General features: G+C 66.2%; 28 protein-coding genes, 2 pseudogenes and 1 riboswitch. Of the genes and pseudogenes, 23 read left to right on the top strand and 7 right to left on the bottom strand.

The genetic code is table 11. From position 1 onward, the window contains the following. Positions 1 to 173 precede the first annotated feature (173 nt). Together F6X37_RS23455 and F6X37_RS23450 are read right to left on the bottom strand one after the other, a co-directional pair. Positions 174 to 1,482: pseudogene (locus F6X37_RS23455) on the bottom strand (ATP-binding protein). After that, positions 1,479 to 2,219, bottom strand: a complete 741-nt coding sequence (locus F6X37_RS23450; protein ID WP_184065535.1) for a response regulator — start codon at positions 2,217 to 2,219, stop codon at positions 1,479 to 1,481. Before F6X37_RS23450 ends, F6X37_RS23455 begins: the two are co-directional and overlap by 4 nt. A 392-nt stretch (positions 2,220 to 2,611) precedes the next feature. Between F6X37_RS23450 and F6X37_RS37670 the strand changes: the two genes are divergently transcribed. The 4 genes and pseudogenes from F6X37_RS37670 to F6X37_RS23435 all read left to right on the top strand — a co-directional run bounded on the left by F6X37_RS37670 (position 2,612) and on the right by F6X37_RS23435 (position 4,529). Further along, the gene (locus F6X37_RS37670) at positions 2,612 to 2,803 is read left to right on the top strand and encodes a hypothetical protein (protein ID WP_316251993.1); all 192 of its coding nucleotides are present in this window, start codon (positions 2,612 to 2,614) and stop codon (positions 2,801 to 2,803) included. A 15-nt stretch (positions 2,804 to 2,818) separates the two neighbouring features. Next, entirely contained in the window at positions 2,819 to 3,016 is a 198-nt protein-coding gene (locus F6X37_RS37665) for a DUF6726 family protein (protein WP_184070632.1), read from the top strand. A 3-nt stretch (positions 3,017 to 3,019) separates the two neighbouring features. Next, positions 3,020 to 3,733 carry a hypothetical protein gene (locus F6X37_RS23440; protein WP_187612926.1) on the top strand — a complete coding sequence of 238 codons (714 nt, stop codon included), beginning with the start codon at positions 3,020 to 3,022 and terminating at the stop codon, positions 3,731 to 3,733. Between the two features lie 111 nt (positions 3,734 to 3,844). Beyond that, positions 3,845 to 4,529: pseudogene (locus F6X37_RS23435) on the top strand (flagellar basal body L-ring protein FlgH). Positions 4,530 to 4,623: 94 nt separating this feature from the next. Here the strand turns inward: F6X37_RS23435 and F6X37_RS23430 are convergent. The 5 genes from F6X37_RS23430 to F6X37_RS23410 all read right to left on the bottom strand — a co-directional run bounded on the left by F6X37_RS23430 (position 4,624) and on the right by F6X37_RS23410 (position 9,431). Then, the gene (locus F6X37_RS23430) at positions 4,624 to 5,367 is read right to left on the bottom strand and encodes a response regulator (RefSeq protein WP_184035709.1); all 744 of its coding nucleotides are present in this window, start codon (positions 5,365 to 5,367) and stop codon (positions 4,624 to 4,626) included. Between the two features lie 101 nt (positions 5,368 to 5,468). Beyond that, the gene (locus tag F6X37_RS23425; RefSeq protein ID WP_187612925.1) at positions 5,469 to 6,137 is read right to left on the bottom strand and encodes a hypothetical protein; all 669 of its coding nucleotides are present in this window, start codon (positions 6,135 to 6,137) and stop codon (positions 5,469 to 5,471) included. A gap of 63 nt (positions 6,138 to 6,200) precedes the next feature. After that, positions 6,201 to 6,674 (bottom strand): hypothetical protein, encoded by a 474-nt coding sequence (locus tag F6X37_RS23420; RefSeq protein ID WP_187612924.1) that lies wholly within the window; start codon positions 6,672 to 6,674, stop codon positions 6,201 to 6,203. Positions 6,675 to 6,879: 205 nt separating this feature from the next. Then, complete coding sequence (locus F6X37_RS23415; protein WP_187612923.1) at positions 6,880 to 7,683, bottom strand: SDR family NAD(P)-dependent oxidoreductase; 804 nt, start codon at positions 7,681 to 7,683, stop codon at positions 6,880 to 6,882. Beyond that, positions 7,680 to 9,431: an ABC transporter ATP-binding protein/permease gene (locus F6X37_RS23410; RefSeq protein WP_187612922.1), complete on the bottom strand. Its 1,752-nt coding sequence runs from the start codon at positions 9,429 to 9,431 to the stop codon at positions 7,680 to 7,682. The genes F6X37_RS23415 and F6X37_RS23410 overlap by 4 nt, the downstream gene beginning before the upstream one ends. 431 nt (positions 9,432 to 9,862) lie before the next feature. Next, positions 9,863 to 9,986: riboswitch (TPP riboswitch) on the top strand. Between the two features lie 220 nt (positions 9,987 to 10,206). On the opposite strand from F6X37_RS23410, the gene F6X37_RS23405 reads away from it, so the two are divergent. From F6X37_RS23405 to hisH, 19 genes are all read left to right on the top strand, one after another. Next, positions 10,207 to 11,343, top strand: coding sequence for an FAD-dependent oxidoreductase (locus F6X37_RS23405; RefSeq protein ID WP_187612921.1), 1,137 nt, complete (start codon positions 10,207 to 10,209; stop codon positions 11,341 to 11,343). Positions 11,344 to 11,402: 59 nt separating this feature from the next. After that, entirely contained in the window at positions 11,403 to 11,600 is a 198-nt protein-coding gene (gene thiS / locus F6X37_RS23400) for a sulfur carrier protein ThiS (RefSeq protein WP_026225709.1), read from the top strand. 107 nt (positions 11,601 to 11,707) lie between these two features. After that, positions 11,708 to 12,523 carry a thiazole synthase gene (locus F6X37_RS23395; RefSeq protein ID WP_090805494.1) on the top strand — a complete coding sequence of 272 codons (816 nt, stop codon included), beginning with the start codon at positions 11,708 to 11,710 and terminating at the stop codon, positions 12,521 to 12,523. Next, entirely contained in the window at positions 12,520 to 13,623 is a 1,104-nt protein-coding gene (gene thiE, locus F6X37_RS23390) for a thiamine phosphate synthase (RefSeq protein WP_187612920.1), read from the top strand. The genes F6X37_RS23395 and thiE overlap by 4 nt, the downstream gene beginning before the upstream one ends. 91 nt (positions 13,624 to 13,714) lie before the next feature. Continuing rightward, the gene (locus F6X37_RS23385) at positions 13,715 to 14,539 is read left to right on the top strand and encodes an ABC transporter ATP-binding protein (protein WP_018420056.1); all 825 of its coding nucleotides are present in this window, start codon (positions 13,715 to 13,717) and stop codon (positions 14,537 to 14,539) included. Beyond that, entirely contained in the window at positions 14,536 to 15,303 is a 768-nt protein-coding gene (mlaE, locus tag F6X37_RS23380; RefSeq protein WP_187612919.1) for a lipid asymmetry maintenance ABC transporter permease subunit MlaE, read from the top strand. The genes F6X37_RS23385 and mlaE overlap by 4 nt, the downstream gene beginning before the upstream one ends. Positions 15,304 to 15,394: 91 nt before the next feature. After that, a complete protein-coding gene (gene mlaD, locus F6X37_RS23375; protein ID WP_187612918.1) occupies positions 15,395 to 15,925 on the top strand; it encodes an outer membrane lipid asymmetry maintenance protein MlaD in 531 nt (176 codons plus the stop codon). 19 nt (positions 15,926 to 15,944) lie between these two features. Continuing rightward, positions 15,945 to 16,925, top strand: a complete 981-nt coding sequence (locus F6X37_RS23370) for a VacJ family lipoprotein (protein ID WP_187612917.1) — start codon at positions 15,945 to 15,947, stop codon at positions 16,923 to 16,925. A 114-nt stretch (positions 16,926 to 17,039) separates the two neighbouring features. Beyond that, a complete protein-coding gene (locus F6X37_RS23365) occupies positions 17,040 to 17,672 on the top strand; it encodes a phospholipid-binding protein MlaC (protein WP_187612916.1) in 633 nt (210 codons plus the stop codon). Further along, positions 17,669 to 17,989, top strand: a complete 321-nt coding sequence (locus tag F6X37_RS23360) for a lipid asymmetry maintenance protein MlaB (protein ID WP_090802102.1) — start codon at positions 17,669 to 17,671, stop codon at positions 17,987 to 17,989. The genes F6X37_RS23365 and F6X37_RS23360 overlap by 4 nt, the downstream gene beginning before the upstream one ends. Before the next feature lie 191 nt (positions 17,990 to 18,180). Beyond that, positions 18,181 to 19,113, top strand: coding sequence for an ABC transporter ATP-binding protein (locus F6X37_RS23355; protein ID WP_187612915.1), 933 nt, complete (start codon positions 18,181 to 18,183; stop codon positions 19,111 to 19,113). Beyond that, positions 19,110 to 19,874 (top strand): ABC transporter permease, encoded by a 765-nt coding sequence (locus F6X37_RS23350; protein WP_187612914.1) that lies wholly within the window; start codon positions 19,110 to 19,112, stop codon positions 19,872 to 19,874. Before F6X37_RS23355 ends, F6X37_RS23350 begins: the two co-directional genes overlap by 4 nt. Positions 19,875 to 19,889: 15 nt before the next feature. After that, the gene (locus tag F6X37_RS23345) at positions 19,890 to 20,129 is read left to right on the top strand and encodes a BolA family protein (protein WP_008918725.1); all 240 of its coding nucleotides are present in this window, start codon (positions 19,890 to 19,892) and stop codon (positions 20,127 to 20,129) included. Between the two features lie 111 nt (positions 20,130 to 20,240). Further along, positions 20,241 to 21,503 carry a UDP-N-acetylglucosamine 1-carboxyvinyltransferase gene (murA, locus tag F6X37_RS23340; protein ID WP_187612913.1) on the top strand — a complete coding sequence of 421 codons (1,263 nt, stop codon included), beginning with the start codon at positions 20,241 to 20,243 and terminating at the stop codon, positions 21,501 to 21,503. Continuing rightward, a complete protein-coding gene (hisG, locus tag F6X37_RS23335) occupies positions 21,500 to 22,201 on the top strand; it encodes an ATP phosphoribosyltransferase (RefSeq protein WP_187612912.1) in 702 nt (233 codons plus the stop codon). Before murA ends, hisG begins: the two co-directional genes overlap by 4 nt. 58 nt (positions 22,202 to 22,259) lie before the next feature. Further along, on the top strand, positions 22,260 to 23,594 hold the full coding sequence (hisD, locus tag F6X37_RS23330; protein ID WP_187612911.1) for a histidinol dehydrogenase: 1,335 nt from the start codon (positions 22,260 to 22,262) through the stop codon (positions 23,592 to 23,594). A 250-nt stretch (positions 23,595 to 23,844) separates the two neighbouring features. Continuing rightward, complete coding sequence (gene hisC, locus F6X37_RS23325) at positions 23,845 to 24,915, top strand: histidinol-phosphate transaminase (RefSeq protein ID WP_187612910.1); 1,071 nt, start codon at positions 23,845 to 23,847, stop codon at positions 24,913 to 24,915. A 115-nt stretch (positions 24,916 to 25,030) separates the two neighbouring features. Further along, the gene (gene hisB, locus F6X37_RS23320; RefSeq protein WP_013090696.1) at positions 25,031 to 25,618 is read left to right on the top strand and encodes an imidazoleglycerol-phosphate dehydratase HisB; all 588 of its coding nucleotides are present in this window, start codon (positions 25,031 to 25,033) and stop codon (positions 25,616 to 25,618) included. Between the two features lie 161 nt (positions 25,619 to 25,779). Continuing rightward, complete coding sequence (gene hisH, locus F6X37_RS23315; protein WP_187612909.1) at positions 25,780 to 26,421, top strand: imidazole glycerol phosphate synthase subunit HisH; 642 nt, start codon at positions 25,780 to 25,782, stop codon at positions 26,419 to 26,421. Positions 26,422 to 26,494 lie beyond the last annotated feature (73 nt).

Raw genomic sequence — 26,494 nt, 5'->3', positions numbered from 1 at the left:
TTTGGTGGCCTTCCTTACAGCGCAAAAAAAAGTCCGCCGCAGAGGTGCGGGCGGACCGGGAAGGGCTGCATCGAGGTTGCCGGGGGTGACTATAAGGCCGCACCCCGCGCGACAGTCGATGCGGTAAGGGCAGGTAAGTGTCCGGTCCGCGCCGCGTTTGCCTGCGATCATCCTTACGACAGCGCCGGCTCCACCGGCAATTCGATCCGCACTTCGAGCCCCCCCCTGCGCGTGATTGCGCACGAGGCAGCGTCCACCGCGATCGTGCGCGAGCCGCGCGACGATCGCGAGACCGAGCCCGCAATGGCCTTCGCCGCCGCGCGCGGCGTCGAGCCGCACGAACGGCTTCATCGCCGCGGCAATGCGGTCGTCGGGAATGCCGGCGCCGTGGTCGCGCACGCTGATCGTCCAATGACGGTCGCTGCACGCGGTCGAGATTTCCACGGGCGGCATGCCGTGTTCGAGCGCGTTGTCGACGAGGTTCGTCACGAGCCGGTCGAGCAGCGTGCGCGGCAGCGTGAACGAGGGGCCGGCGCGCAGATCGAGCGCGAACAGCGGGGTTTCGGCGGGGTCCGCCGCTTCGGCGGTTTCAGCGGCCTCCGCGTAATCGCCCGAGGAAAACTGCTCGCGCAAGAACTCGTCGACTTCGACGGGCGGTCCGGCGTCCGCCGATTGGCCCGCGAATTCGAGGAACTGCTGGACGATGTTGGTCAGGGAATCGACGTCGCGGATCAGGCCCGCGCGCTCGTTTTCGTCGACCAGCACGCTTGCGCGCAGCTTCAGGCGCGTGAGCGGCGCCTTCAGATCGTGCGCGACGCCGGCGAGCATCACCGCCTGGTCGTCGCCGGCTTCGTTCAGGCGCCGCATCATGTCGTTGAATGAGCCGATCAGCTCACGCAACTCGCGCGGGCCCTGCACCGGCAGGGGTTGGGGCCGGCCGCCCGAGCCGAACGCCCGCGACGCATCGGCCACGCGCGACAACGGCCGTTGCATCTGCCACACCGCGAACAACGACAGGATCAGCCCGGCGACCAGCATCGACACCGATTCGATCAGAAAGCGCGGCGGCGGCGGCAGGTCGACCGGCACGACGACCCAGTTCGACTTGCCCGGGACCAGCACCCACAGTTGCGGCGGACGCAGATCGTCGACGGCGATCTGCGTGCCGGCCGGCAGGTTCTCACGCAGGTGCCGGCTCAGTTCGACCACCATATGCTCGTGCGGCTCGCGCAGATGCACGCTGGTCGGCATGTTCCAGGTGGGCACCAGATGCACGCGCATCGCCGGCGCGAGCGCGGCGCCCTTGATCGGCTCGCCGTTGATCGCCTGCAGCACGAGCAGAATGCCGCGCGCGAAGCCGTCGATTTCATGGCGCGGCGGCTGCATCGTCACCAGCACGAACCAGCTCGCCTGAATCGCGAACAGCACCGCCGCCGACAGCAACGCCATTCTGCCGAACAGCGTGTTCAGCGGATTTCTCATGCGCTCGGGGCGGCCCCGTCCTCGAAGGGCGCGCCGTTGGCGTCGGGCACGAACACGTAGCCCTTGCCGCGCACCGTTTGCACGTAGCACGGGTTCGACGGGTCGTCTTCGATCACGCGGCGCAGGCGCCAGATCGGTACGTCGAGGCTACGGTCGCGGAACGCGAGGTTGTCGCGATGCACGAGATCGTGAATCAGCACGCGCGACAGCACCTTGTACGGATTGTTGACGAAGATCTTCAGCAGCGCGAATTCGCTGTCGCGCAGCGGCAGCTTGGCGTCGTCGCGGCTCAGCGAGCGCGTGGCGAAGTCCAGTTCGAATGGACCGAAGCGATAGCGCTTGCGTGCTTCGGGCGCGCTCGTGGTGGACGGCCCGCGCCGGCGCAACACGGTCTGGATCCGCACGAGCAGTTCGCGCGGATCGAACGGCTTGGTCAGATAGTCGTCCGCGCCGAGCGACAGGCCGACGATGCGGTCGGCCACCGTGCCGCGCGCGGTCACGAAGATCACCGGGATGTCGTCGCCGGCGGCGCGCAACGCGGTGAGCGCGCGCAGGCCGTCGGTGTTCGGCATCATGATGTCGAGCACGACGACCGACGGCCGCTCACGCTCGAGACGACGCTGCAAATGGGTGCCGTCATGCAGCACGGACGCATCGAAGCCGTTCGACTGCAGAAATTTGCAAAGCAGATCGCGTACGACCGGATCGTCGTCGACGATAAGGACCTGTGGATTCATGGCGAAATTCTAGACTGGCCCGCCAGACGCGCGACCGGGCATTTCCTTACCAACGCTTACTGTGTGCCGCTCGGTGCTGGCGGGCTCGCGCCGGGGCGGATCAGCGAAGGTGCAGCGCTTACTTTAGCACTGCCTGATCCGGCTCTGCGCGACGACAGGCACGCGATGACAACGGTTGGCAAGCACTCGAAAGCCCTCGCAAGCCCACGGAACTGATCGTAACAACCGCGCGAAAGCGTGCTTTGCTTCGCCCATCGTCGGCACCCGCGCGGCGCGATGATTCGTTCCGCAGCAAGTCGCGCCGCACGCCGAACGAGGCCCGCTGCCTCGGACGACGGCGCGTGGCGTTCAACCGACACCGGTGCGCAATGCGCACCTTCGCGAGGTCCATCATGACGATCCACAATACGCTCAGTTCCACGCCTTTCTCCTCGCTGGCGAATAAGCCGGCCACGGAGAAATCCGCCAGTTCAAACTCCACGGGCGAAGCGGCGAAATCGCAGCAGAGCGCCGGGCTCGGGAAGCCTGCACTGCCTGCGCCGGGCACGGGGCTCATCGGCCATCTGCTCAACACGACTGCGTGAATCGGCGAGGTCCGCGTGCCGTTATCCAGAACTACTGAGCAGCGGCGGCGCGCCGTGGCGTGGCTCGTTGCCGGCGCGCTGCTGTTGCCGCTCGGCGGCTGCGGCGCCGCGGCGCTGCCGTGCCGGGTCACGGCGGCGACCCTGAAAGTGCTGCCGGTCGTCGGCCATGCGGCGGCGACGCCTTTCGACATGTGCGCTTCCGCGATCGATTGAATCATGACGCTTACCCGGATGGTTGGTGCACTGATGCTGCTCGGCGGCGTGCTGTCGTGCGCCGCGCATGCACAGCTCGTCGCGCGCAGTGCGAAGGCGGCCAGCGCGGCATCGAACAGCGTCGTCACCGACACGCGGCGGCGCTCGCCGGACGCGCCGTTTTCGTTTCGCGGCGTCGCGCTCGGCATCACGATCGACGAATTCCGCGCGGGCTCGACCGTGCGCGCGACGCCGGTCGGCAGCGTGCCGATCTGCGAGACGGACGTGCAGGCCGGAGCGCTCGGCATGCGGCTGAAGTCGCACGATAGCCTGAGCGTCGCGTGCCGCTGGGCGCATCGCGATGATGAACGCTGGGCGGTGTCGCAGGCCGTGGTCGATGGTGCGCCGGCGCTCGAACACGTGATGCGCTTCGCGCGCATCGACGGGCAGGGCGCGCTGCGTCTCTACGAGATGTCGTTCGTGATCGACGAGCTGACCGCGGAGGATCTGCGCGACGCGCTCGAGGATCGTTACGGGCCGCCGCGTCTCGCGACCCGCAACGCGGCGGCGCCGGGCGCGATGCCGATGTACGTATGGGAGAACGCGGTGAGTTCGATCACGCTGTGCTTTCTGCCCGGCAGCCGCAACGGCACGCTCACGTATCTGCTGAAGGGCTCGGATGCGTGGATGAAAGCGGTCGTGCGGCAGTGGCAGGCGAGCGGCGCCGACGCGGGCTGACGTTTGCCAGGCAACCCTGATTACCGGTGCGATCCCAACGCCGAAACCGGGCGGTGTCCGGATGGGCCGCCTCACTTCGACTCCTTTCATCCTTTCCGCCACGGAGCCAGCATGACCGCGCTACGTCTCACCCTCGTGCTCGGCGCCGCGACCTGTCTCGCGGGCTGTTCGAGCGCGCAGACCAGGTCGATCGTCGAAACGCCGATGGCGCCGCCGCTCGCGTCCGCGCCGTTGAACGTCAACACGCAAGGCGCGATCTATCAGGCCGGCGCGCCGCTGCTGCTGTATGAGACGCCGCGCGCGCAGCACGTCGGCGACGTGCTGACGATCCGGCTGTCGGTATCGTATAGCGGCAACAACAGCGCGAGCGCGTCGGCGAACCGCACGAGCAGCATCACCTCGACTGCCGCGGATCAATCGACGAATGCCGCCGCGCGACTCGCCAAACTGTTCAACATCGGCTCTGCCAGCACCGACTACAAAGGGCAGGGCAAAAGGGCAGGGCAATCTGAGCGACATCAGCGACATGACGGGCACGCTAGCCGTCACCGTGATCGGCACGGTGTCGGGCGGCAATCTCGTCGTGTCAGGCGAGAAGGTGATCGCGATGAGCGGGACCCGCGACCGTCTTCGACTCTCGGGCATCGTCAATCCCAAGGACATCGAAGCAGGCAATTACGTCGCGTCGAGCAAGGTCGCGAACGCGCGCATCGAGCAGGCGGGCCTCGGCATGGTCAACGATGCGACGACGATGGGCTGGCTGCAGAGGATGTTTCTGAGTGTGCTGACGTTTTGACCGTCAGCCGGGTCAGCGCGGTGCGCGCGACACCGCGCTGCGCGTTACGTGCGACGCGTGGGCCGCATCAACCGGCTTCGACCATCAGGCGCCGCTAACCGAGCGGCGGCGCAAGCCCGCGTTCGGCCGCGCCGATCTCGCCGTCCGGCACGAACACGTAGCCGCGTCCCCACACCGTCTGCACGTAGCGCGGTTCCGACGGGTCCACTTCGATCAATCGACGCAAGCGCCAGATCGATACGTCGAGACTGCGGTTGCGATGCGCTTCGCTATTGCCGTGCAGTTTTTCGAGCAGCTGCGCACGCGTGAGCACGGTCATCGCGTGCGTGACGAACACCTTCAGCATCGCGAATTCGCTCGAACGCAGCGTGATGCGTTCGCCGTCGCGGCGCAGTTCGCGCGCGGGGAAGTTCACTTCGAAGCGGCCGAAATGATAGGGCGCGCGCTGTTCGGGCGCGCCCGGCGCGATCGAGCCGCGACGCCGCAGCACGGTGCGAATCCGCGCGACGAGTTCGCTCGGTTCGAAAGGCTTGCCGAGATAATCGTCGGCGCCGAGTTCGAGGCCGATCACGCGATCGATCGGATCGGCGCGCGCGGTCAGCAGGATCACGGGAATGTCGTCGCCGGCGACACGCAAGGCGCGCAGCGCGCTGATGCCGTCGAGCTCCGGCATCATGATGTCGAGCACGACGAGCGCGGGACGCTCCTGCTGCAATCTGCGCTGCAACGCCAAGCCATTTTCCAGCGTGGCGACCTTGAAGCCGCGGCCGTGCAGATATTCGCTGACGAGCTCGCGTACGACGGGATCGTCATCGACGATCAGGATGGTCTGGTTCATTCAGGTCATCTTAGTGATGCGCACGGGCCGCGCAAAGCGTATACCGCTTTCCAATCCTTTCCCGTGTAAGGCGCTGCAAGCGAAAGCAAAGCCGCGAGCACTCAGTGGGGCGGCGGGAAGGCCTGCGAGGTTTGCAGGGTCTGCTGTTGCTGCGCTTGACGCGGGAAATCGGTCCGATCGACCACCATCCGCTCGATCAGCCCGCCGAGCTTGACCGAGGCCGACGAAAAACGGTCGGTGTTCAGGCCGCCGGTCTGATAGCGCGCGGTGACCAGAATGCGGCCGCTCTGGATCAGCGTCAGATCGATGATCGACAGGTACTGGATCGATTCGTCGCTGAACGAGCGGCGGCCATAGTCGATCGCGGCGTCGTAGACGAGCCGCGCTTCGCAGCCGGCCGGCGAGGTGCCCGGATTGTAGACGTCCGAACGAATACCGCGCCGCTCGAGCGCGAGCTGCAGCGCCGGCACGAAATCGCCGACCGACACCGTCGGGTTCACTTCGATGCAGAGGTGCTGCAAATCCGCGGGCCGCCCGTTGACGAAGGTCGGCGACGAGTAGTTCGACGCGATCGCGTAGCCGGCCTGGATGACGGAGCCGGTGGCGTCGGCGGCCTGGACCAGCGTCCAGGCGCAGCCGTCGAGCGCGAGCGTCAGCGTCGCGGCGAAGGCGGCGAGGGCGCAACGACGCCGGCATATCAGCGAGGCGACCAGACACAGGCGCGAATGCCTGGTTGCCGCTGGCGCGCGCACGGTCGGCGACGAGGTCATGAGGCAGCGCCCGATCCCGGTCACGAAATGCGATGGAGCATCAAAAGCAGCTCGGCCGCGCGCTCAGCGCGTCACGCGCAGTCGCAGTTCGTTCTGACCTTGCACGCTCGCGGTGACGTTCACGCGACGGGCGTCGGTGGTCACGACGAAATGCTGGCGCACGGGTGTGTTGACGTCGTGCACGACGCGCGGAAAGCAGGCGGCGATGTCGGCGCCGAGTTCTTCGAGCGGATCGTTGATGACGCCGTCGGCTTGCCAGTGCGCGCGCCAGTGGCAGTCGTACGCGTGCGTGCTGGCGCGGCAATCGTCGGGATGGGAGACGCCCGGCAGTTGCGCGGCGGCCTCGCCCGGCAGTCGCCGGAAATCGCTCGCATCGACGATGTGCGTGAGCGCCGCGCAGATATCGGCGGGTTGGTCCGGCCCGGTCGTTTGCGCGGCATCGACGGCGTTCGTGAGCAGCAGCGCCGCGCCGCAGGCGAGCGCGATGCGCGGGAGCAAAGACGGGAGCAAAGGTGAAACACGGCGAGCGAATGACATGGGCGAGGAGTCCGAAGAGCGGTTGCGATGAAAGACGTGACTGACATCAACGACGGCCGGCGCATGGCGCGGCCCGTACGACTATCGTCGCTGCTCGCAGGCATTTTCAAAGCGCGGAACAGCTTGCGCGCTCCGCAAATGCTTTCGAATTCTTCTCGTGTCTTTCCGGATGTTGCGCCCGGAGGTGCCGGCGCGCAGGCGAGGCTTAACCGAGCGTCAAGCCGCCATCGATGTGAATCACCTGGCCGGTGATGTGGCGTGCCGCGTCGGACAGCAGGAATGCGATCAGCGCGGCGACGTCGTCCGGTTCGGCAACATGACCGAGCGGCGTGGCTTCGGCGGCGTGCGCCCACACGGCCGCGTTGTCGGCGCTTGGGCCGCGATCCTTGCGCGTGTAGCCCGGCGCCACGCAATTGACGGTCACGCCGAGCGGCGCGAGCTCCGCGGCCGCCGTTTTCGCAAGCGCTTCGAGTGCCGCTTTCGCGGCCGCCGTCGCGGCGAATGGCGCATCCGCGCGATAGCGATGCGCGACGAACGAACTCAAGGCGACCACGCGACCGCGCTTCGATGTTTCGAGCGCGGGCATCGCGCGCCGCACGAGCGCGGCGAAGGCTGCTGGCATCGCGGCGAAGGCGGCGCCGAAGGTGTCGGGATCGAGCGCGGCCAGCGTTTGGCGCTGCGCATGGCCGGCGTTCGCGACCAGTTGATCGAGTGCGCCGAAGCTCGCCAGCGTCTGATGGATCACGTGCTCCGCCGCGCCGCGCTCGGCGAGGTCGCCGAACACGGTCGCGCAGTGTGCGCCGCTTGCCGTGCAGTCGGCGGCAACCTGCACGAGCCGTCGACGGGAGGCGTCGTCTGCGCCGCGCGCGTGCAGCATCAACGACGTATGCCGCGCCGCGAGGCGCCGTGCGAGCGCCGCGCCGATGCCGGAACCGGCGCCGGTGATCAGCACGACGCGAGCGGCGGTGCCGTGCGCTTCGCTGACGTGAGCGCCGCTCGCGTCGCTCACGCCGCTACCGCTTCGACAGAACGCTCGACGTCGAGCGTTTCGTCATGGAACGCGGCGAGCGATTCGCGATGCGCGACGCTGACGATCGCAGCCTTCGGCAACCGCTCGGTGAACAGCCGATAGAGCCGCGACTCGTTTTCCGCGTCGAGCGCGCTGGTCGCTTCGTCGAGGAACAGGTAGTCCGGCTTGTGCAGCAGCACGCGCGCGGCGGCGAAGCGCTGCTGCTCACCCGGCGACAGCACGCGAGTCCAGTGCGCCGTTTCCTGCAGACGGTCCGAGTATTCCGACAGATGGCAGGTGATGAGCGCGTCGCGGCATTCGTCGTCGCCATAGGTGTCCGCCGCCGACGGATACGCGAGCGCCGCCTTCAGCGTGCCGATCGGCATGTAGCTGACCTGCGGGATGAACATCATGCGCGCGTTGACCGGTGCGTCGATCGAGCCGTCGCCGAACGGCCACAGGCCCGCGAGCGCGCGCATCAGCGTGCTCTTGCCGGCGCCCGACGGACCGCGCACGAGCCAGCGCGAGCCCGGCCGGATCGCGATATCGCGGATGCGCGACAGTGGGTTGCCATTGGGCAGCGCGAGCTGGAGGCTGTCGGTGGTAAGCGTGTTGCTGTCGACGAAATGCAGATTGATGCCGCCATGTTCCGTGGCCGGCGACACCGATTCCTTCAGACGCGGCGAATGCACGACGCGCTTGAATTCGCGCAACCGGTTCACGGTCGCGCGCCATTCGACGAGGCTCGTATAACTGTTGATGAACCACGAGAACGAATCGCTGACCGTGCCGAACGCGCTCGAAATCTGCATCAGCACGCCGAACGTGAACGCGCCCGCGAAGTAGCGCGGCGAGGCGACGACGATCGGGAAAATGATCGCGATCTGGCCGTAGAAGCTCAGCACGAAGGTCAGGCGCTTCGTGTACTTCATCACCTGCCACCAGTTGTCGCGGATGCGGCCGAACAGCGTGCGCGCGTTCGTCTTCTCGGTTTCCATGCCGTTGTAGAACGCGATCTGCTCGGCGTTCTCACGCAGCCGGATCAAGCCGAAACGGAAATCGGCCTCGACTTTCTGCGCCTGATAGTTGATCGACACGAGCGGATGGCCGACCTTCTGCGTGACGAGCGAGCCGACGACCGCATACAGCGCGGCGGCCCACACCATGTAGCCGGGGATCTGCAGCGGCATGCCGCCGAGCGAGATGCTCAACGCGCCCGCGAGCGACCACAGGATCGTGATGAACGACACGAGCGTGACGACGGTCGACAGCAGATCGAGCGTTAGCGACAGCGTGGTGGTCGCGAACGACTGCAGGTCGTCGCTGATCCGCTGGTCGGGGTTGTCGGCGAGGCGGTCGCGCTCGATGCGGTAGAACGCGCTGTCGTCGAGCCACTCGTTCAGGTAGCGGGTGGTCAGCCACTGGCGCCAGCGGAAGCCGAGCATCTGGCGCAGATAGCGTCCATACACGGCGAGGATGATGAAACCGAACGCGAGTCCGGTAAAGATCATCAGCAGGTGCGGGAAGTCGTGGACGTTCTTCGCCTGCAGCGCGTTGTAGAAGTCCCTGCTCCAGCTATTCAGGCGCACGTTGATCCAGACGACGAGCAGGTTCATCACGATGATCGTGACGAGCAGCCCCCACGCGATGCCTCGTTCCTCGGAAACCCAGTAGGGCTTGATCAGGGTCCACGCGGAGACCTTTTCGTCGGGCGGCAGCGCGGGGCTGGCGGAAGTATGTGGTGTCATGAGCATCCTGATGAAGTGCTGACCCGAAGTGCCATTCCGGCGTACGGGTCCGATCTGGTTGACCCATGTCGGGCGATCCCGCGAACAGCAGGCCTCTTTGCGAGGGCGTGGCTGCCGCGGGTCTGCGATACCTGGCCGGGCATCGCGCCATCACGCTCGATGAACGCGAGTCCGGACGGGCGCCCGATTCTGGCGTGACGCCCTTAAGCGAAAATTAATTTTCGGGGCCGGCATCCGCTGCGGTGCCGCCGCCACGCATGCGGCCACGAGCGCCGCGCGCGCCGCGTTTTTGCGGCACCGGTCACGGCATTGTGCCAGAGCGCCGGGCCGCTTCGCACCGGCATCTCGATAGACGGTGCCAGATCAAAATTCGGGTGGCGACCGCGGCGCGCTGGTTTGCGGGCGCCGCGCCTTTTATGGTCTAATGACCTGCGACGAAACAGGGGTGCTTCGCCCACAGGCGGCATGACTTTCATGCCGGGGCGGCGAGGCTGAGAGAGACCCTTTGCACCCGATCCGGGTAATACCGGCGCGGGAAGTTTCCGGAAGCAACCGTCTTCCATTCCCCGCCGGGCGGCGAGCGCAGCTCACATGTGCACGTCGTGACCGGCCGGCTTCACCCGCCGGTTTCGTCCTGGGTACGTGCGTTTTGGCCGTACGGAAAGGACTCGATGACCGCCTATTCTTCAGACATGCATTTTTCCCTTCGTCACGCCGCCTCGGGCGAGCCGTGCCGTTTTGGTTTTGCCCACCGCAGTCGAACGGAGCGCGCGCGATGAACCGTCCCGCCCGACCCGATTTCGCCGTGCTCGGCGGCGGCCTGTGCGGCCGCCTGGTCGCGTGGCGCCTCGCTGGCGACGGGCATCGCGTGGCGCTCTACGAGCGCGGCGATGCCGCCGGTTCGCAGGCTGCCGCGTGGGTCGCCGCCGCGATGCTCGCGCCGCTGGCAGAGGCCGCGAGCGCCGAGCCGCTGATCACCCGGCTTGGCGCGAGTTCGCTCGAAAGCTGGCCGCGCGTGCTTGCCGAACTGCCGGAGCCGGTGTTTTTCCAGCGCAACGGCACGCTCGTCGTCTGGCATCACGCGGATCGCACCGAGGCGCCGCTATTCGAGCGGCGCGTGCGTGCGAACGCGCCGGCCGAGTTGCTCGACGGCGGCTTCGTCGCGTTGGCGGGCGCGCAGCTCGACGCCGCCGAACCCGCGTTGGCCGGCCGCTTCAGTCAAGGCTGGCTGCTGCCGCGAGAAGGCCAGCTCGACAACCGCCAGGTGCTGTCCGCGCTCGCGGCCGGGCTTGCCGAGCGCGGCGTCGACACGCACTGGAACACGCCGATCGACGACGCGTCGCTGCCCGAGGCCGGCATCACCATCGATTGCCGCGGGCTCGGCGCGAAGCCGGTGCTGCCGACGCTGCGCGGCATCCGCGGCGAAGTTGCGCGCGTGCATGCGCCTCACCTGCTGCTGACGCGCCCGGTGCGGCTACTGCATCCGCGTTACCCGCTGTATATCGCGCCGAAGCAGAACGGCCTCTACGTGATCGGCGCGACCGAGGTGGAGGGCGAGGACATGTCGCCCGTCAGCGTGCGTTCGGCGCTCGAGTTGCTGAGCGCGGCGTTTTCGGTGCACCCGGGCTTCGGCGAGGCGCGCATTCTCGAGCTGAATTCGCAGTGCCGGCCGACCTTGCCCGATCATCGCCCCGCGCTGCTGTGGGACGGCGCGCGCACGCTGCGCGTGAACGGCCTGTACCGGCACGGCTACATGATCGCGCCCGAAGTCGCCGACGAAGCCGTGCGCTTCGCGAGCGCGCTGCTCGACGGCCGCGTCGGTGATGCCGACGCATTCGCCGGCTGGCGGCGCGACTCACGCTGGAGCGAGCTGTTCCAGCAGCATTTCGCGCGCGAGCCGGCCCGGGCGTAGCGGCCAACGTGCCGCGCGCGATGCCGCTTGCGCCATCGATTGAACCGTATTCGAACACCATGGACATTCATATCAATCAGAAGCCGTTGTCGCTGCCCGAGGGCGCGACTGTCGCCGATGCGCTCGCCGCCTTTGGCGCGCGTCCGCCGTTCGCGGTCGCGCTCAACGGCGATTTCGTCGCGCGTGCGCAGCATGCGGCGCGCGCGTTGCAAACGGGCGACCGGCTCGACGTCGTGCAGCCGGTCGCGGGCGGCTGAGCGCGACCGCGCCAGCCTCTCGCTTACCGAACGCAACAACCGTCGCCGAAAACCCATTGCCGCAACGCGGTCGGTTCTAGCCGCGAGGGCAAACCAGGATGATGCAAATGACTTCTCACGAGACCGCCGACGCGCTGACGCTATACGGTCAAACTTTTGCAAGCCGCGTGCTGCTCGGCACATCGCGCTATCCGTCGCTGCAATCGCTGTCCGATTCGATCGACGCCGCGCGCCCCGGCATGGTGACGGTCGCGCTGCGCCGTCAGATGAACGAGGGCCACGCCGAAGCCGGCTTCTTCGATCTGCTCAAGCGCCATGGCGTGCCGCTCTTGCCGAACACGGCGGGTTGCCTGAGCGTCGGTGAAGCGGTGACGACCGCGCACATGGCGCGCGAAATCTTCGAGACCGAGTGGATCAAGCTCGAACTGATCGGCGACGACTACACACTGCAGCCCGACCCGGTCGGCCTGATCGAAGCCGCCGCGCGGCTCGTCAAGGATGGCTTCAAGGTGCTGCCGTACTGCACCGAAGATCTGGTGATCGGCCGCCGTCTGCTCGACGCCGGCTGCGAGGCGCTGATGCCGTGGGGCGCGCCGATCGGCACCGGCAAGGGCGTGATCAATCCATACGGGCTGCGCGTGTTGCGTGAGCGGCTGCCGGACGTGCCGCTGATCGTCGACGCCGGGCTCGGCGTGCCGTCGCATGCGGCCCAGGTGATGGAGTGGGGCTTCGACGGCGTGCTGCTGAACACGGCCGTGTCGCAGGCGACGCACCCCGACGCGATGGCGCGCGCGTTCGCGCTGGGCGTCGAGGCGGGTCGGCAAGCGTATCTCGCGGGCCCGATGGCCGAGCGCGAGAGCGCGCACGCGAGCACGCCGGTGGTCGGCATGCCGTTCTGGCATCAGGATGGAGGTGCCGCATGACTCAGTCGTTGACGCTGAAGGACCGCGATCTGTTCTGGCCGACGGCCGACGAACTCATCGAAGCCGCCGAGCGCATCCGCGCACGTCTCGGCGACTGGCCGCCGACGCACGCGCCGTGGCGCATCTGCCTGATCGCACCCGACGAACCGAACGGTGGCGACCTGATCGTGACCGCCGACGCACAGCCGCACGGCGAGCAGATCGCGCGCTGGCTGACGCGGGGTGCGGGCGTGATCGTCGCCGCGGAAAACCGCGCGACGCTGCATCTGGGCGGCGAGAAGTACGGCCTCGAAGGCCATCTGGCGGAAGACTGGATTCCCGCGCTTGCCGCGTTCCTCGACTGCGGTTTCGATCCGCACGACGCGCTGGTGCTCGCGCTCGCGTGGCGCGATGGCGACGAGACCCGCGCCGACGATGCTTTCCCGGCCGACCTCGCTCGCTTTCCGCGCCTTACCGACCTGCCGGCGGCACCCGCCAAGGCGTTCCCGCGCTGCCCGGCAAGGCTCGGCCTGTATCCGGTGTTGCCGACCGCGGACTGGGTCGAACGGGTGGTCGGCTTCGGCGTGAAGACGGTGCAGTTGCGCCGCAAGTCGGCCGAACCCGCCGACGAGCTGAAGCGCGAAATCGCGCGCTGCGTGGCGGCCGGCCGCGCGCACGACGCGCAGGTGTTCATCAACGATCACTGGCAGGCGGCGCTCGAGGCGGGCGCATACGGCGTGCACCTCGGCCAGGAAGACGTGCATACCGCGGATCTGTCCGCGCTGGTCGACGCGGGCATCCGCCTGGGCCTGTCCACTCATGGCTTCTACGAGATGCTGAAGGCGCTGCATTTGCGGCCGAGCTACATTGCATTGGGCGCCGTGTTCCCGACCACGACCAAGGTCATGCCGACCGCGCCGCAGGGCTTGCGCCGCCTCGCACGCTATGTGCGGCTGCTCGACGGCGTGGTGCCGCTCGTCGCGATCGGCGGGATCGATCTGCAGGTGCTGCCGGACGTGCTCGCGACCGGCGTCGGCTGCGCGGCCGTGGTGCGCGCGGTGACGGAAGCGGCCGATCCGGCCGCCGCGGTTTATGCACTGCAACACACGTTTACGCAATAATCGTCAGGCATAGTCAAGGAACGGGGCACCTCACGGCAGCTTTTGCACGATGGCCCTATAATTCGGCCTTCCCTGTAAAAGGATTGTCAGTTTGGTGCCTTCCTATCCCGAGACCTTACTCGAACTGCGCGACGTCGACTTCGGTTACGGCGACCGGCTCGTCCTGTCGAATCTGAATCTGCGCTTTCGTCGCGGTCAGGTCGTCGCGGTCATGGGCGGCTCGGGTTGCGGCAAGACCACGGTGCTGCGGCTGATCGGCGGCCTCGTGCGCGCCCAGCGCGGCCAGGTGCTGTTCCATGGCGAGGACATCGGCGAGCAGACGCGCGAAGGCCTTTACGCGCTGCGCCGCAAGATGGGCATGCTGTTCCAGTTCGGCGCGCTGTTCACCGACATGTCGGTGTTCGAAAACGTCGCCTTCTCGCTACGCGAGCACACCGATCTCCCTGAAGAACTGCTGCGCGACCTCGTGCTGATGAAGCTCAACGCGGTCGGCCTGCGCGGCGCGCGCGACCTGCTGCCGTCCGAGATTTCCGGCGGCATGGCGCGGCGCGTGGCGCTCGCGCGCGCAATCGCGCTCGACCCCGAACTGATGATGTACGACGAGCCGTTCGCCGGTCTCGACCCAATCTCGCTCGGCATCACCGCGAACCTGATCCGCACGCTGAACCGGGCGCTCGGCGCCACGTCGATTCTCGTCACGCACGACGTGCCGGAATCATTCGCGATCGCCGACTACGTGTACTTCCTGTCCAACGGCGGTGTGCTTGCCGAGGGCACGCCCGACGAACTGCGCGCGTCGACCGATCCGACCGTGCGGCAGTTCATCGACGGCGCGCCGGACGGCCCGTTCAGATTCCACTATCCGGCGCAGACGCCGCTCGCGGCGGACTTCGGCATCGGCGGAGGCCAGTCATGATCAATACGATCGGTCGCTCGGTTATCACCGGGCTCGGCACCGCCGGCTACGCGACGCGCTTCTTCCTGCGGCTCGTGCTCGAATTTTTCCCGCTGCTGCGCCGCCCGCGTCTTGTCACGAAGCAGATCCACTTCGTCGGTAATTATTCGCTCGTGATCATCGCGGTGTCGGGGCTGTTCGTCGGCTTCGTGCTCGGGCTGCAGGGCTATTACACGCTGAACCGTTACGGCTCCGAGCAGGCGCTCGGGTTGCTGGTCGCGCTGTCGCTCGTGCGCGAGCTCGGGCCGGTCGTGACCGCGCTGCTGTTTGCCGGGCGCGCGGGCACGTCGCTGACCGCCGAAATCGGCCTGATGAAGGCGGGCGAGCAGCTCACCGCGATGGAAATGATGGCCGTCGATCCGGTCAAGGTCGTGATCGCGCCGCGCCTGTGGGCCGGCATCGTGTCGATGCCGATCCTCGCCGCGATCTTCAGCGCGGTCGGCGTTCTGGGCGGTTACGTGGTGGGCGTGCTGCTGATCGGCGTCGATGCCGGCGCGTTCTGGTCGCAGATGCAAAGCGGCGTCGACGTGTGGCGCGATGTCGGCGCCGGGGTCGTCAAGAGTGTGGTGTTCGGCCTCGCGGTGACCTTCGTCGCGCTGTTTCAGGGCTACGAGGCGAAGCCGACGCCGGAAGGCGTGTCGCGCGCGACGACCCGCACGGTCGTGTACGCGTCGCTCGCGGTGCTCGGGCTCGATTTCCTGCTGACCGCGCTAATGTTCAGCTAAGACCGCGCAGCATGCCGGCTGCCGGCGGTGCATGATGCGCCGCGCACGGCGGGAGGTGGCGGCGGCGCGGCGGATTCACTTTGGGATGACGATGAAAAAGAATGTTCTCGACTTCTGGGTCGGCCTGTTCGTGGTGCTGGGTTTCGTGGCGTTGCTGTTTCTTGCGCTGAAGGCCGGCAATATGAGCTCGTTGTCGTTCCAGGCAACCTACCCGGTCAAGCTGAAGTTCGACAACATCGGCGGGCTGAAGCCACGCGCGCCGGTGAAGAGCGCCGGCGTGACGGTCGGCCGGGTCGCGTCGATCGGCTTCGACAGCAACACCTACCAGGCGCTCGTCACGATCGATATCGACAAGCAATATCAGTTTCCGAGGGACACTTCGGCGAAGATCCTGACCTCGGGTCTGCTCGGCGAGCAGTACATCGGGCTCGAGCCGGGGGGCGACTCGGAAATGCTGAAGGCCGGCGATACGATCTCGATGACGCAATCGGCGATCGTGCTGGAAAACCTGATCGGCCAGTTCCTGTATAGCAAGGCCGCGGATTCCGGCGCGGCGAAGCCCGCCGCATCCGCCCCTGCACCGGCGCCGGGCGCGCCGGCCTCCGGCGCTGCCGGCCAGTAAGGCCAACAAGGAGAATTAGATGCAGACGACACTGCAGACCGCGCGCAGCGGCGCGCGCGTCCTACAGTTCGGCAAGGTCGCCGTGGCGGCTGCGCTGCTCGCCGGTTGCACGACCGTGCAGACGCCTACCAAGGGCGACCCGTTCGAAGGGCTGAACCGTACGATCTTCACCGTCAACGACAAGATCGACCAGTACGCGCTGAAGCCGGTTGCGCAGGGCTACGTTTGGGTCACGCCGCAGCCGGTTCGCGACAGCGTGACGAACTTTTTCTCGAACATCGGCGACGTCTATATTGCGGCGAACAACCTGCTGCAGCTGCGCATCGCCGACGGCGTGTCCGACATCATGCGGATCGTGATCAACACGTTGTTCGGCGTCGGCGGCCTGTTCGACGTCGCGACGCTCGCGAAGCTCCCGAAGCACGACAACGACCTCGGTCTGACGCTCGGCCACTACGGCGTGCCGGCGGGCCCCTATCTGGTGCTGCCGCTGTTCGGGCCGAGCACGGTGCGCGATGCGGTCGGCTCGCTCGGCAACTACTACGTGAACCCGATCAGCTACGTCGACCCGCCGGGCCTGAGCTGGGCGCTGTATGGCCTGAACATCGTCAACACGCGCGCGAACCTGCTCGGAGCGAGCAACCTGCTGGAAGGCGCGGCGCTCGACAAATACTCGTTCGTGCGTAACGCGTATCTGCAGCGCCGGCAGTATCTGTTGTCGGATAACCGCCGGCGGCCGCAGGAACTGCCGAGCTACGACGAGGAAGCGCCGCTGCCGAAGTACGACGAAGGCGAGACGGGCGCGGCAGGTGTGCCGGCCAAGCCGGCTCCCGCATCCGGCGCGGCCGTGGGCACGCCGCAAGGCGCGTCGGCACCGGAGGCCGCGTCGGGCGCCGAAACACCGCCTCTCGACCTGAAAGGCGGCCCGGAAACGCAAGTTCCGGCCGGTCAGTTGGTGCCGCCCACGCGCTTCAACTTCCCGTCCTTAAGATTGCATTGAACGTGCAGCCGTAACAGATCGATACGACTCTCGCAGTTTGCGCATGGATTGCCGTCGAACTCGCGTGATAAGGTCGATTCAAACTGTTGCATTATTTTTGAGGCAAAGCTCGATATGAAAAAATTCTTCCTGATTCCGTTGTTTGCCGCGTTGTTTTCGTTCATCAGCGCGGGCGCATCGGCGCAAACCGTCGACACCAGCTCGCCCGACGCGCTGATCAAGACCGTCACCCAGCAGGTGATGGACGCGATTCGGGGCGACAAGTCGATCCAGCAGGGCGACATCACGCACATCACGGCGCTCGTCAACGAAAAGATCCTGCCGTACACCGATTTCCGCCGCACCACCCAGCTCGCGATGGGCCGTAACTGGCGCACCGCGACGCCCGAACAGCAGAACCAGGTGGTCGAGCAGTTCAAGATGCTGCTGATCCGCACGTACGCGGGCGCGCTCGCGCAGGTGCGCGACCAGCAGATCCAGTACAAGCCGTTCCGCATGAACCCGGACGACACCGACACGGTGGTGCGCTCGGTCGTGATGAACAACGGCCAGCCGATCGAACTCGACTACCGCCTGTACAAGACGGCGCAGGGCTGGCGCGTGTATGACATCAACGTGCTCGGCGCGTGGCTGATCCAGGCGTATCAGCAGCAGTTCAACGAGCAGATCCAGCAGAAGGGCGTGGACGGACTGATCCAGTTCCTCACGCAGCGCAATCAGCAACTCGCCGCGGGCAAGCAGTCGTGAGCGACGTGCTGAACCCGGTGGCGAACCGCTTTGACAGCGGCACGACGCTGACCCACGCGAGCGCGAAGGCCGCGCTCGCGGCAGGTCTGCAACGCATCGCGGCGGGTGCGGGCGGCGTCGATTGCGCGCCGCTCACGCAATTCGATTCGTCGGCGCTCGCCGTCCTGCTCGCGTGGGTGCGGGCCGCGGCGGCGCGCGGCGGCAAGTTCGAAATCGTCAATCTGCCGGCTGGGCTCGCCAGTCTCGCGCAGGCCTACGGCGTCGATACACTTCTCTCTTCTGGCGCCTCCAGCATGGTTGCGTCAGCGCGACATTGACGCTCCTCTAGCGTCGTCTCCCCCCTTCCGGCCAGGCCGGGGGTGTCAGTTTTTGCCCTATAATCAAACGTTTTTTTGGGGCGTCGAACTGGCCCCCTAATCGGCCCCGGTTCCCGTTTCTTCCAGCATTTGCGCGTCCCCAAGCTCCATTGGGGCTACTTCAGGCGCCGCGACGCACGCGGCCCATAGTCATGTCAGCCATAGAAATTCGTAACGTCAAGAAGCGCTACAAGGACTTGCAGGCGCTCAAGGGCGTCAGCCTCACGGTCGAAGAAGGCGAGTTCTTCGGACTGCTCGGTCCGAACGGCGCGGGCAAGACGACGCTCATCAGCATACTCGCGGGTCTCGCGCGCGCCGACGAAGGCAGCATCGCGGTGCGCGGTCACGACGTCGTTGACGATTTCCGCAACGCGCGCCGCGCGCTCGGCGTGGTGCCGCAGGAGCTCGTGTTCGATCCGTTCTTCACGGTGCGCGAAACCTTGCGCATCCAGTCCGGCTACTACGGGCTGCGCAACAACGACGCGTGGATCGACGAGATCATGGCCAATCTCGATCTCACCGAAAAGGCCGATGCCAACATGCGCGCGCTGTCGGGCGGCATGAAGCGCCGCGTGCTGGTCGCGCAGGCGCTCGTGCACCGCCCGCCGGTGATCGTGCTCGACGAGCCGACCGCGGGTGTCGACGTCGAGTTGCGCCAGACGCTGTGGAAGTTCATCTCGCGCCTGAATCGCGAAGGCCACACGATCGTGCTGACCACGCACTATCTGGAAGAAGCCGAATCGTTGTGCGACCGCATCGCGATGCTGCGCCGTGGCGAGGTCGTCGCGCTCGATCGCACCAGCACACTGCTGCAGCGTTTCGCCGGCATGCAACTGTTCGTTCGCTTCGCGCGGGGCGTGCTGCCCGCCGAGCTTCGTCCGCTCGAGGCGGAAAGCGGCGCCGGCAACGGCAATGGCCGCCAGCATCTGCTGCGCCTGACGAGCTACGACGACGTCGAGCGCATCCTCGCGCAGTGTCGCGCGGCCGGTTGTACATTCGAAGAAATCGAGGTCCGCAAGGCCGACCTCGAAGACGTATTCGTTCAGGTGATGAACGGTCCAGAAGTGATCGAGGGGCTTGCATGAGCGGGTACAGTGGATTTGGCACGCTGTTTTACAAAGAACTGCTGCGCTTCTGGAAGGTGTCGTTCCAGACCGTGCTCGCGCCGGTCATCACCGCGCTGCTTTACCTGACCATCTTCGGGCACGCGCTGCGCGGCCACGTGCAGGTCTATCCGGGCGTCGAATACACGAGCTTCCTGATTCCGGGCCTCGTGATGATGAGCGTGCTGCAGAACGCGTTCGCGAATAGTTCTTCGTCGCTGATTCAATCGAAGATCACCGGCAACCTCGTGTTCGTGCTGCTGCCGCCGCTGTCGCACCACGAGATGTTCGCGGCCTACGTGCTCGCGGCCGTGGCGCGCGGGCTGTGTGTCGGCTTCGGCGTGTTCATCGTGACGATCTGGTTCGTGCCGCTCGCCTTCACCGCGCCGCTCTACATCATCGTGTTCGCGATGTTCGGCTCGGCGATTCTCGGCACGCTGGGTCTGATCGCCGGCATTTGGGCCGAGAAGTTCGACCAGCTCGCCGCGTTCCAGAACTTTCTGATCATGCCGCTCACGTTCCTGTCGGGCGTGTTCTACTCGACGCATACGCTGCCGCCCGTATGGCGCGAAGTATCGCGGCTCAATCCGTTTTTCTACATGATCGACGGCTTTCGCTATGGTTTTTTCGGCGTGTCGGATATCGACCCGCTGGTGAGCCTCGCGATCGTCGCCGGTTTCTTCGTGGTGCTGGCCGCCGTGGCGATGCGCATGCTCGCTACCGGCTACAAGCTGCGCCACTGACGAGGAGCTTCTCTCATGTTGCCGACTCCCGAACAGGTCAAACAGTACATTGCAGCTGGACTCGCGTGCGAGCATCTCGAAGTCGAAGGCGACGGTCAGCATTTCTTTGCGACGATCGTCTCGCCGAACTTCGAAGGCAAGCGCCTGATCCAGCGTCACCAACTCGTGTATGCGGCGCTCGGCGACCGCATGCGCGAAGAAATCCACGCGCTCAGCATGAAGACGCTGACGCCCGCCGAATGGCAGAACGCGTAATCTGGAAATTTAGTGCGAATTACTCAGGAAGGGCGCGACACCGCTAGCGGCGCGCCGAACACAGACAAAGCAGGTCCGGACGCGAACCGGGCCGATCAGGAACCGACAGGCATGGATAAACTCATCATTGAAGGTGGCTACCCGCTCTCCGGTGAAGTTGTCGTCTCGGGTGCGAAAAACGCGGCATTGCCGATCCTGTGCGCGGCTCTGCTGAGCGCCGATCCGGTGCATCTGGAGAACGTGCCCGATCTGCAGGACGTGCGCACGATGCTCAAGCTGCTCGGCCAGATGGGTGTGCGTATCGAAGCCGGCGAAGGGCGCGTCGCGCTCGACGCGTCGAAGGTCGACAACCTCGTCGCGCCGTACGAAATGGTGAAGACGATGCGCGCGTCGATTCTCGTGCTCGGTCCGCTCGTCGCGCGCTTCGGTCATGCGCGCGTGTCGCTGCCGGGCGGCTGCGCGATCGGCGCGCGTCCGGTCGATCAGCACATCAAGGGTCTGCAGGCGATGGGCGCCGAGATCACGATCGAGCACGGCTTCATCGAGGCGCGCGCGAAGCGTCTGAAGGGCGCGCGCATCGTCACCGACATGATCACCGTGACCGGTACCGAGAACCTGCTGATGGCGGCGGTGCTCGCCGAAGGCGAGACGGTCATCGAGAACGCAGCGCGCGAACCCGAAGTGGTCGACCTCGCGCGTCTGCTCGTCGCGATGGGCGCGAAGATCGAAGGCATCGGCACCGACCGTCTGGTGATCCATGGCGTCGACAAGCTGCACGGTGCGAAGCACACGGTGATTCCGGACCGCATCGAAGCGGGCACTTTCCTGTGCGCGGTCGCGACGGCCGGCGGCGACGTCATGCTGCGCAAGATGCGTCCGCTGCTGCTCGAAGCCGTCACCGAAAAGCTGCGCGAAGCGGGCGTCACGGTCGAGGAAGGCGACGACTGGATGCGCGTGCGCATGGACAAGCGCCCGAGCGCGGTCACGTTCCGCACCTCCGAATACCCGGCGTTTCCGACCGACATGCAGGCGCAGTTCATGGCGCTCAACACGATCGCGGACGGTACGTCGCAAGTCGTGGAGACGATCTTCGAAAACCGTTTCATGCACGTCCAGGAGCTGAACCGTCTCGGCGCGAGCATCACGATCGACGGCAACACCGCGCTCGTAAGCGGCGTCGAAAAACTGTCCGGCGCGAAGGTGATGGCCACCGATCTGCGCGCGTCCGCGAGTCTTGTGATCGCCGCGCTGCGCGCCGAGGGCGAGACGCTGATCGACCGCATCTATCACCTCGATCGCGGCTACGACCGCATGGAAGCGAAGCTCAATGCGATCGGCGCGAAGGTGCGCCGGGTTTCCGGGAGCGGGGCATGAGTTCGATGCCGCAAACGTCGTCGTCGCCGGCGGTCAGCGCGCCGCTCACGCTCGCGTTGTCGAAAGGGCGTATCTTCGAGGAAACGCTGCCGCTGCTCGCGGCGGCCGGCATCGAGGTAGCGGAAGATCCGGAGAGCTCGCGCAAGCTGATTCTGTCGACCACCGACCCGAACCTGCGCGTGATCGTCGTGCGCGCGACCGACGTGCCGACCTATGTCGAGTACGGCGCGGCCGACTTCGGCGTGGCCGGCAAGGACGTGCTGCTCGAGCATGGCGGCAGCGGCCTGTATCAGCCGGTGGATCTGGACATTGCGCGTTGCCGCATGTCGGTCGCGGTCGCGGCCGGTTTCGATTATGCGAACGCGGTGCGCCAGGGCGCGCGTCTGCGGGTCGCGACCAAGTATGTTGAAACCGCTCGTGAGCATTTTGCCGCCAAGGGCGTTCACGTCGATCTGATCAAGCTGTACGGTTCGATGGAACTCGCTCCGCTGGTTGGTCTCGCCGACGCGATCGTCGACCTGGTCAGCTCGGGCAATACGCTGCGCGCGAACAATCTGGTCGAGGTGGAGGAGATCATGCAGATTTCGTCGCGTCTCGTCGTGAACCAGGCAGCGCTGAAGCTCAAACGCGCCGCGTTGCGGCCGATTCTCGACGCGTTTGCCAATGCTTCGTCGAAAACCGCCGCCCCGGCGGCCTGACTGACGATGGCAATGTGACGTTGCACTGATAGCGCGCCTTACCGAAACGGATACCTGTATGTCTACCAAGATTCGCAAACTCGATTCCACCGCTCGCGACTTCCACAAGTCGCTGCATGCGGTGCTCGCGTTCGAGGCGAGCGAAGACGAAGCCATCGAGCGCGCGGTCGCGCAGATTCTGAACGACGTGAAGGCGCGCGGCGACGAGGCGGTGCTCGAGTACACGAATCGCTTCGATCGCGTCGATGCGAAAAGCGTGGCCGAGCTCGAACTGCCGATGGCCGAACTCGAGGCGGCGCTCGAAAGTCTCGAGCCGAAGCGGCGCGCGTCGCTCGAAGCGGCGGCGGCACGCGTGCGCGGCTATCACGAGAAGCAGAAGATCGAGTGCGGCAGCCATAGCTGGCAGTACACCGAAGCCGACGGCACCGTGCTCGGCCAGAAGGTCACGCCGCTCGATCGCGCGGGCATCTACGTGCCGGGTGGCAAGGCCGCGTATCCGTCGTCGGTGCTGATGAACGCGATACCGGCGCGGGTGGCCGGCGTGCGCGAAATCGTGATGGTCGTGCCGACGCCGGAAGGCGTGAAGAATCCGCTCGTGCTCGCGGCGGCTCTGCTGGGTGGCGTCGATCGCGTGTTCACGATCGGCGGCGCGCAGGCGGTAGCTGCACTCGCGCACGGCACGCAGACTGTGCCCGCGGTCGACAAGATCTGCGGCCCCGGCAACGCGTACGTCGCGTCGGCGAAGCGTCGCGTGTTCGGCACGGTCGGCATCGACATGATCGCCGGGCCGTCGGAAATCCTCGTGGTGTGCGACGGCACGACCGACCCGCGCTGGGTCGCGATGGACCTGTTTTCGCAAGCCGAGCACGACGAGCTCGCGCAGTCGATCCTGCTGTGCCCCAACGACGCGTTCATCGCGCGCGTGCAGGAAGCGATCGAGGAACTGCTGCCCACCCTGCCGCGCCGCGAAGTGATCCGCACGTCGCTCGAAAACCGCGGCGCGCTGATCAAGGTGCGCGACATGGCCGAGGCTTGCGCGATCGCCAACGACATCGCGCCGGAGCACCTTGAAATTTCGGCGCTGGAGCCGCATCAGTGGGCGCAGCAGATCCGTCACGCAGGCGCGATCTTCCTTGGCCGTTACACGAGCGAGAGCCTCGGCGACTACTGCGCGGGCCCGAATCATGTGCTGCCGACGTCGCGTACCGCACGGTTTTCGTCGCCGCTCGGCGTCTATGATTTCTTCAAGCGTTCGAGTCTGATCGAGGTCAGCGCGGAAGGTGCGCAGACGCTCGGCGAGATTGCCGCGGAACTGGCATACGGCGAAGGTCTGCAAGCGCACGCACGCAGCGCCGAATACCGGATGCGGCAGAACACCAACGAACGCGGCTGAGGCGCAGCGCTGATCGCGCTGGCGCGCGGCGGAGCTCAAGCAGGCGTAAGCGGGAGCAGGCGAAGCGGCGAGGGCGGCAACCGCCGCCGCATCGACCGGCTTCCATGTTTTCCGGCTTCCACCCGTTCGAGCGACGGCTCGAGCCCACCCGCCCCATTCAATAACGACGACAGAGACCAACCCGAGCGCCGAGCGCCGAGCACTGACGACGCCGACCCGGCGTCTTTCGCACGGCCCGGCCCCCGAACCTATGACGACACCTCAAGACATCATCCGCAGCGACGTGCTCGCAATGACGAGCTATCCGGTTCCGGACGCCACCGGCTTCATCAAGCTCGACGCGATGGAAAACCCGTTTCCGCTGCCGCCGGAACTTGCCGCGCATCTCGGCGAGCGTCTGGCCGGCGTCGCGTTGAACCGTTATCCGGCGCCGCGCCCCGAGCAGTTGATCGAGCGCATTCGTCACGTGATGGGCGTGCCGGCGGGGTGCGACGTGCTGCTCGGCAATGGCTCGGATGAAATCATCAGCATCATGTCGGTCGCGTGCGCGAAGCCGGGCGCGAAGGTGCTCGCGCCGGTGCCGGGCTTCGTCATGTATCAGATGTCGGCGAAGCTGGCGAATCTCGAATTCGTCGGCGTGCCGCTCAAAGCCGACTTCACGCTCGATACCGACGCGATGCTCGCGGCGATCGCCGAGCATGAACCGGCGATCATCTATCTCGCGTATCCGAACAACCCGACCGGCACGCTGTTCGATGACGCCGAAATCGAGCGCGTCATCGCCGCGGCGGGCAAGAGCCTCGTCGTGATCGACGAGGCGTATCAGCCGTTCGCGCAGAAGAGCTGGCTGCCGCGCGCCGACCAGTTCGACAACGTCGTCGTGATGCGCACGGTGTCGAAGCTGGGCCTCGCCGGCATTCGCCTCGGTTACCTGGTCGGCAAGCCCGCGTGGCTGACCGAGTTCGACAAGGTCCGCCCGCCGTACAACACCAACGTGCTGACGCAGGCCGCCGCTGATTTCCTGCTCGACCACATCGGCGTGCTCGATGCGCAGGCCGCGCAATTGCGCGACGAACGCGAGAAACTCGCGCAGGCGGTGGCCGCGCTGCCGGGCGCCGAAGTGTTCACTAGCGCGGGCAACTTCCTGCTCGTGCGGGTGCCCGATGCGTCGGTATTGTTCGAAACCCTGCTAACGGCGCGGATTCTGATCAAAAACGTGAGTAAAATGCATCCATTGCTGGCCAATTGCGTGCGTTTGACCGTCGGTTCGCCGAACGAGAACGCCCAGTTGCTCGCCGGCCTGAAACTCGTGTTGCGGTAACCCGCCGCATCGAGCGGCGGCACTGAGCCGCTGCGTTGAACGGCTGCACTGAGCAGCCCGCCAGTTTGTCCATCCCACATTACTAGCGCTTTTAAGCCAGATTCGAGGAATTGCCATGCGCCTTGCGGAAGTCGTTCGCAACACCAGCGAAACGCAGATCCGTGTGAAGATCAACCTGGACGGCACCGGCCAGCAGAAGCTGGCCACCGGTGTGCCGTTCCTGGACCACATGCTCGACCAGATCGCCCGCCACGGGTTGTTCGACCTCGAGATCGAAGCGCATGGCGACCTGCATATCGACGACCATCACACGGTCGAAGACACCGGCATCACGCTCGGCCAGGCCGTCGCGAAGGCGATCGGCGATCGCAAGGGCATCCGCCGCTACGGCCATTCCTACGTGCCGCTCGACGAAGCGCTGTCGCGCGTCGTGATCGATTTTTCCGGCCGTCCGGGCCTCGAATTTCACGTGCCGTTCACGCGCGCGCGCATCGGCACGTTCGACGTCGACCTGTCGATCGAATTCTTCCGCGGCTTCGTGAACCATGCCGGCGTGACGCTGCACATCGACAACCTGCGCGGCATCAACGCGCACCATCAGCTCGAAACGGTGTTCAAGGCATTCGGGCGTGCGCTGCGCATGGCCGTCGAACTCGACGAGCGCGCGGCCGGACAGATTCCGTCGACCAAGGGCAGCCTCTAACGTAACGGCCGTAGCAGGCCTTAACACGGGTTTCACCGCCTCCAACGTTTTCAGGCCACTCACCTTCAAGCGATTCATCGGGCAGGACCGCATTTGCCGGCACGTCGTTTGACGCCGCGCGGCGGCATCGATGGATCGAGGGCAGAGCGGCCAAACTTGAAATGAAAACTTCGATAGCGATTGTGGATTACGGAATGGGCAACCTGCGCTCGGTTGCCCAGGCACTGCGTAAAGCGGCGCCGGAAGCGGACGTGGCGATCGTCGATCGTCCGGAAGCGATCCGCTCGGCCGACCGCGTGGTGCTGCCGGGCCAGGGTGCGATGCCCGACTGCATGCGCAGTCTCGGCGCGTCCGGTTTGCAGGAAGCGGTCGTCGAGGCGTCGCGCAGCAAGCCGCTGATGGGCGTGTGCGTCGGCGAGCAGATGCTGTTCGACTGGAGCGCCGAGGGCGACACGCCGGGTCTGGGTCTGTTGCCCGGCAAGGCGGTGCGCTTCGAGCTCGAAGGCCAGGTGCAGGACGACGGCTCGCGCTTCAAGGTCCCGCAGATGGGCTGGAACCGCGTGCGTCAGGCGCAGCCGCATCCGCTGTGGGACGGTGTCGTCGACAACGCGTTCTTCTACTTCGTGCACAGCTACTACGTGGTTCCGGACAACCCGGCGCATACGTCGGGCGAAACGGTCTACGGCGTGCCCTTTACCTCGGCGGTAGCGCGGGATAACATCTTTGCCACCCAATTCCACCCTGAAAAGAGCGCCGAGGCGGGTTTGCGCGTGTATCGCAACTTCGTGCACTGGAACCCGTGAACGCCTTTTTTCATCCCGTTGCCGCGCGCGCGTCGCGCGGTGCCGCGGTCCCGCATCCGACCGGCGCCCCACT

The organism is Paraburkholderia sp. 31.1, assembly GCF_014397645.1.
GTDB lineage: Bacteria > Pseudomonadota > Gammaproteobacteria > Burkholderiales > Burkholderiaceae > Paraburkholderia > Paraburkholderia tuberum.
This window is presented reverse-complemented; position numbering and strand designations above follow the sequence as displayed.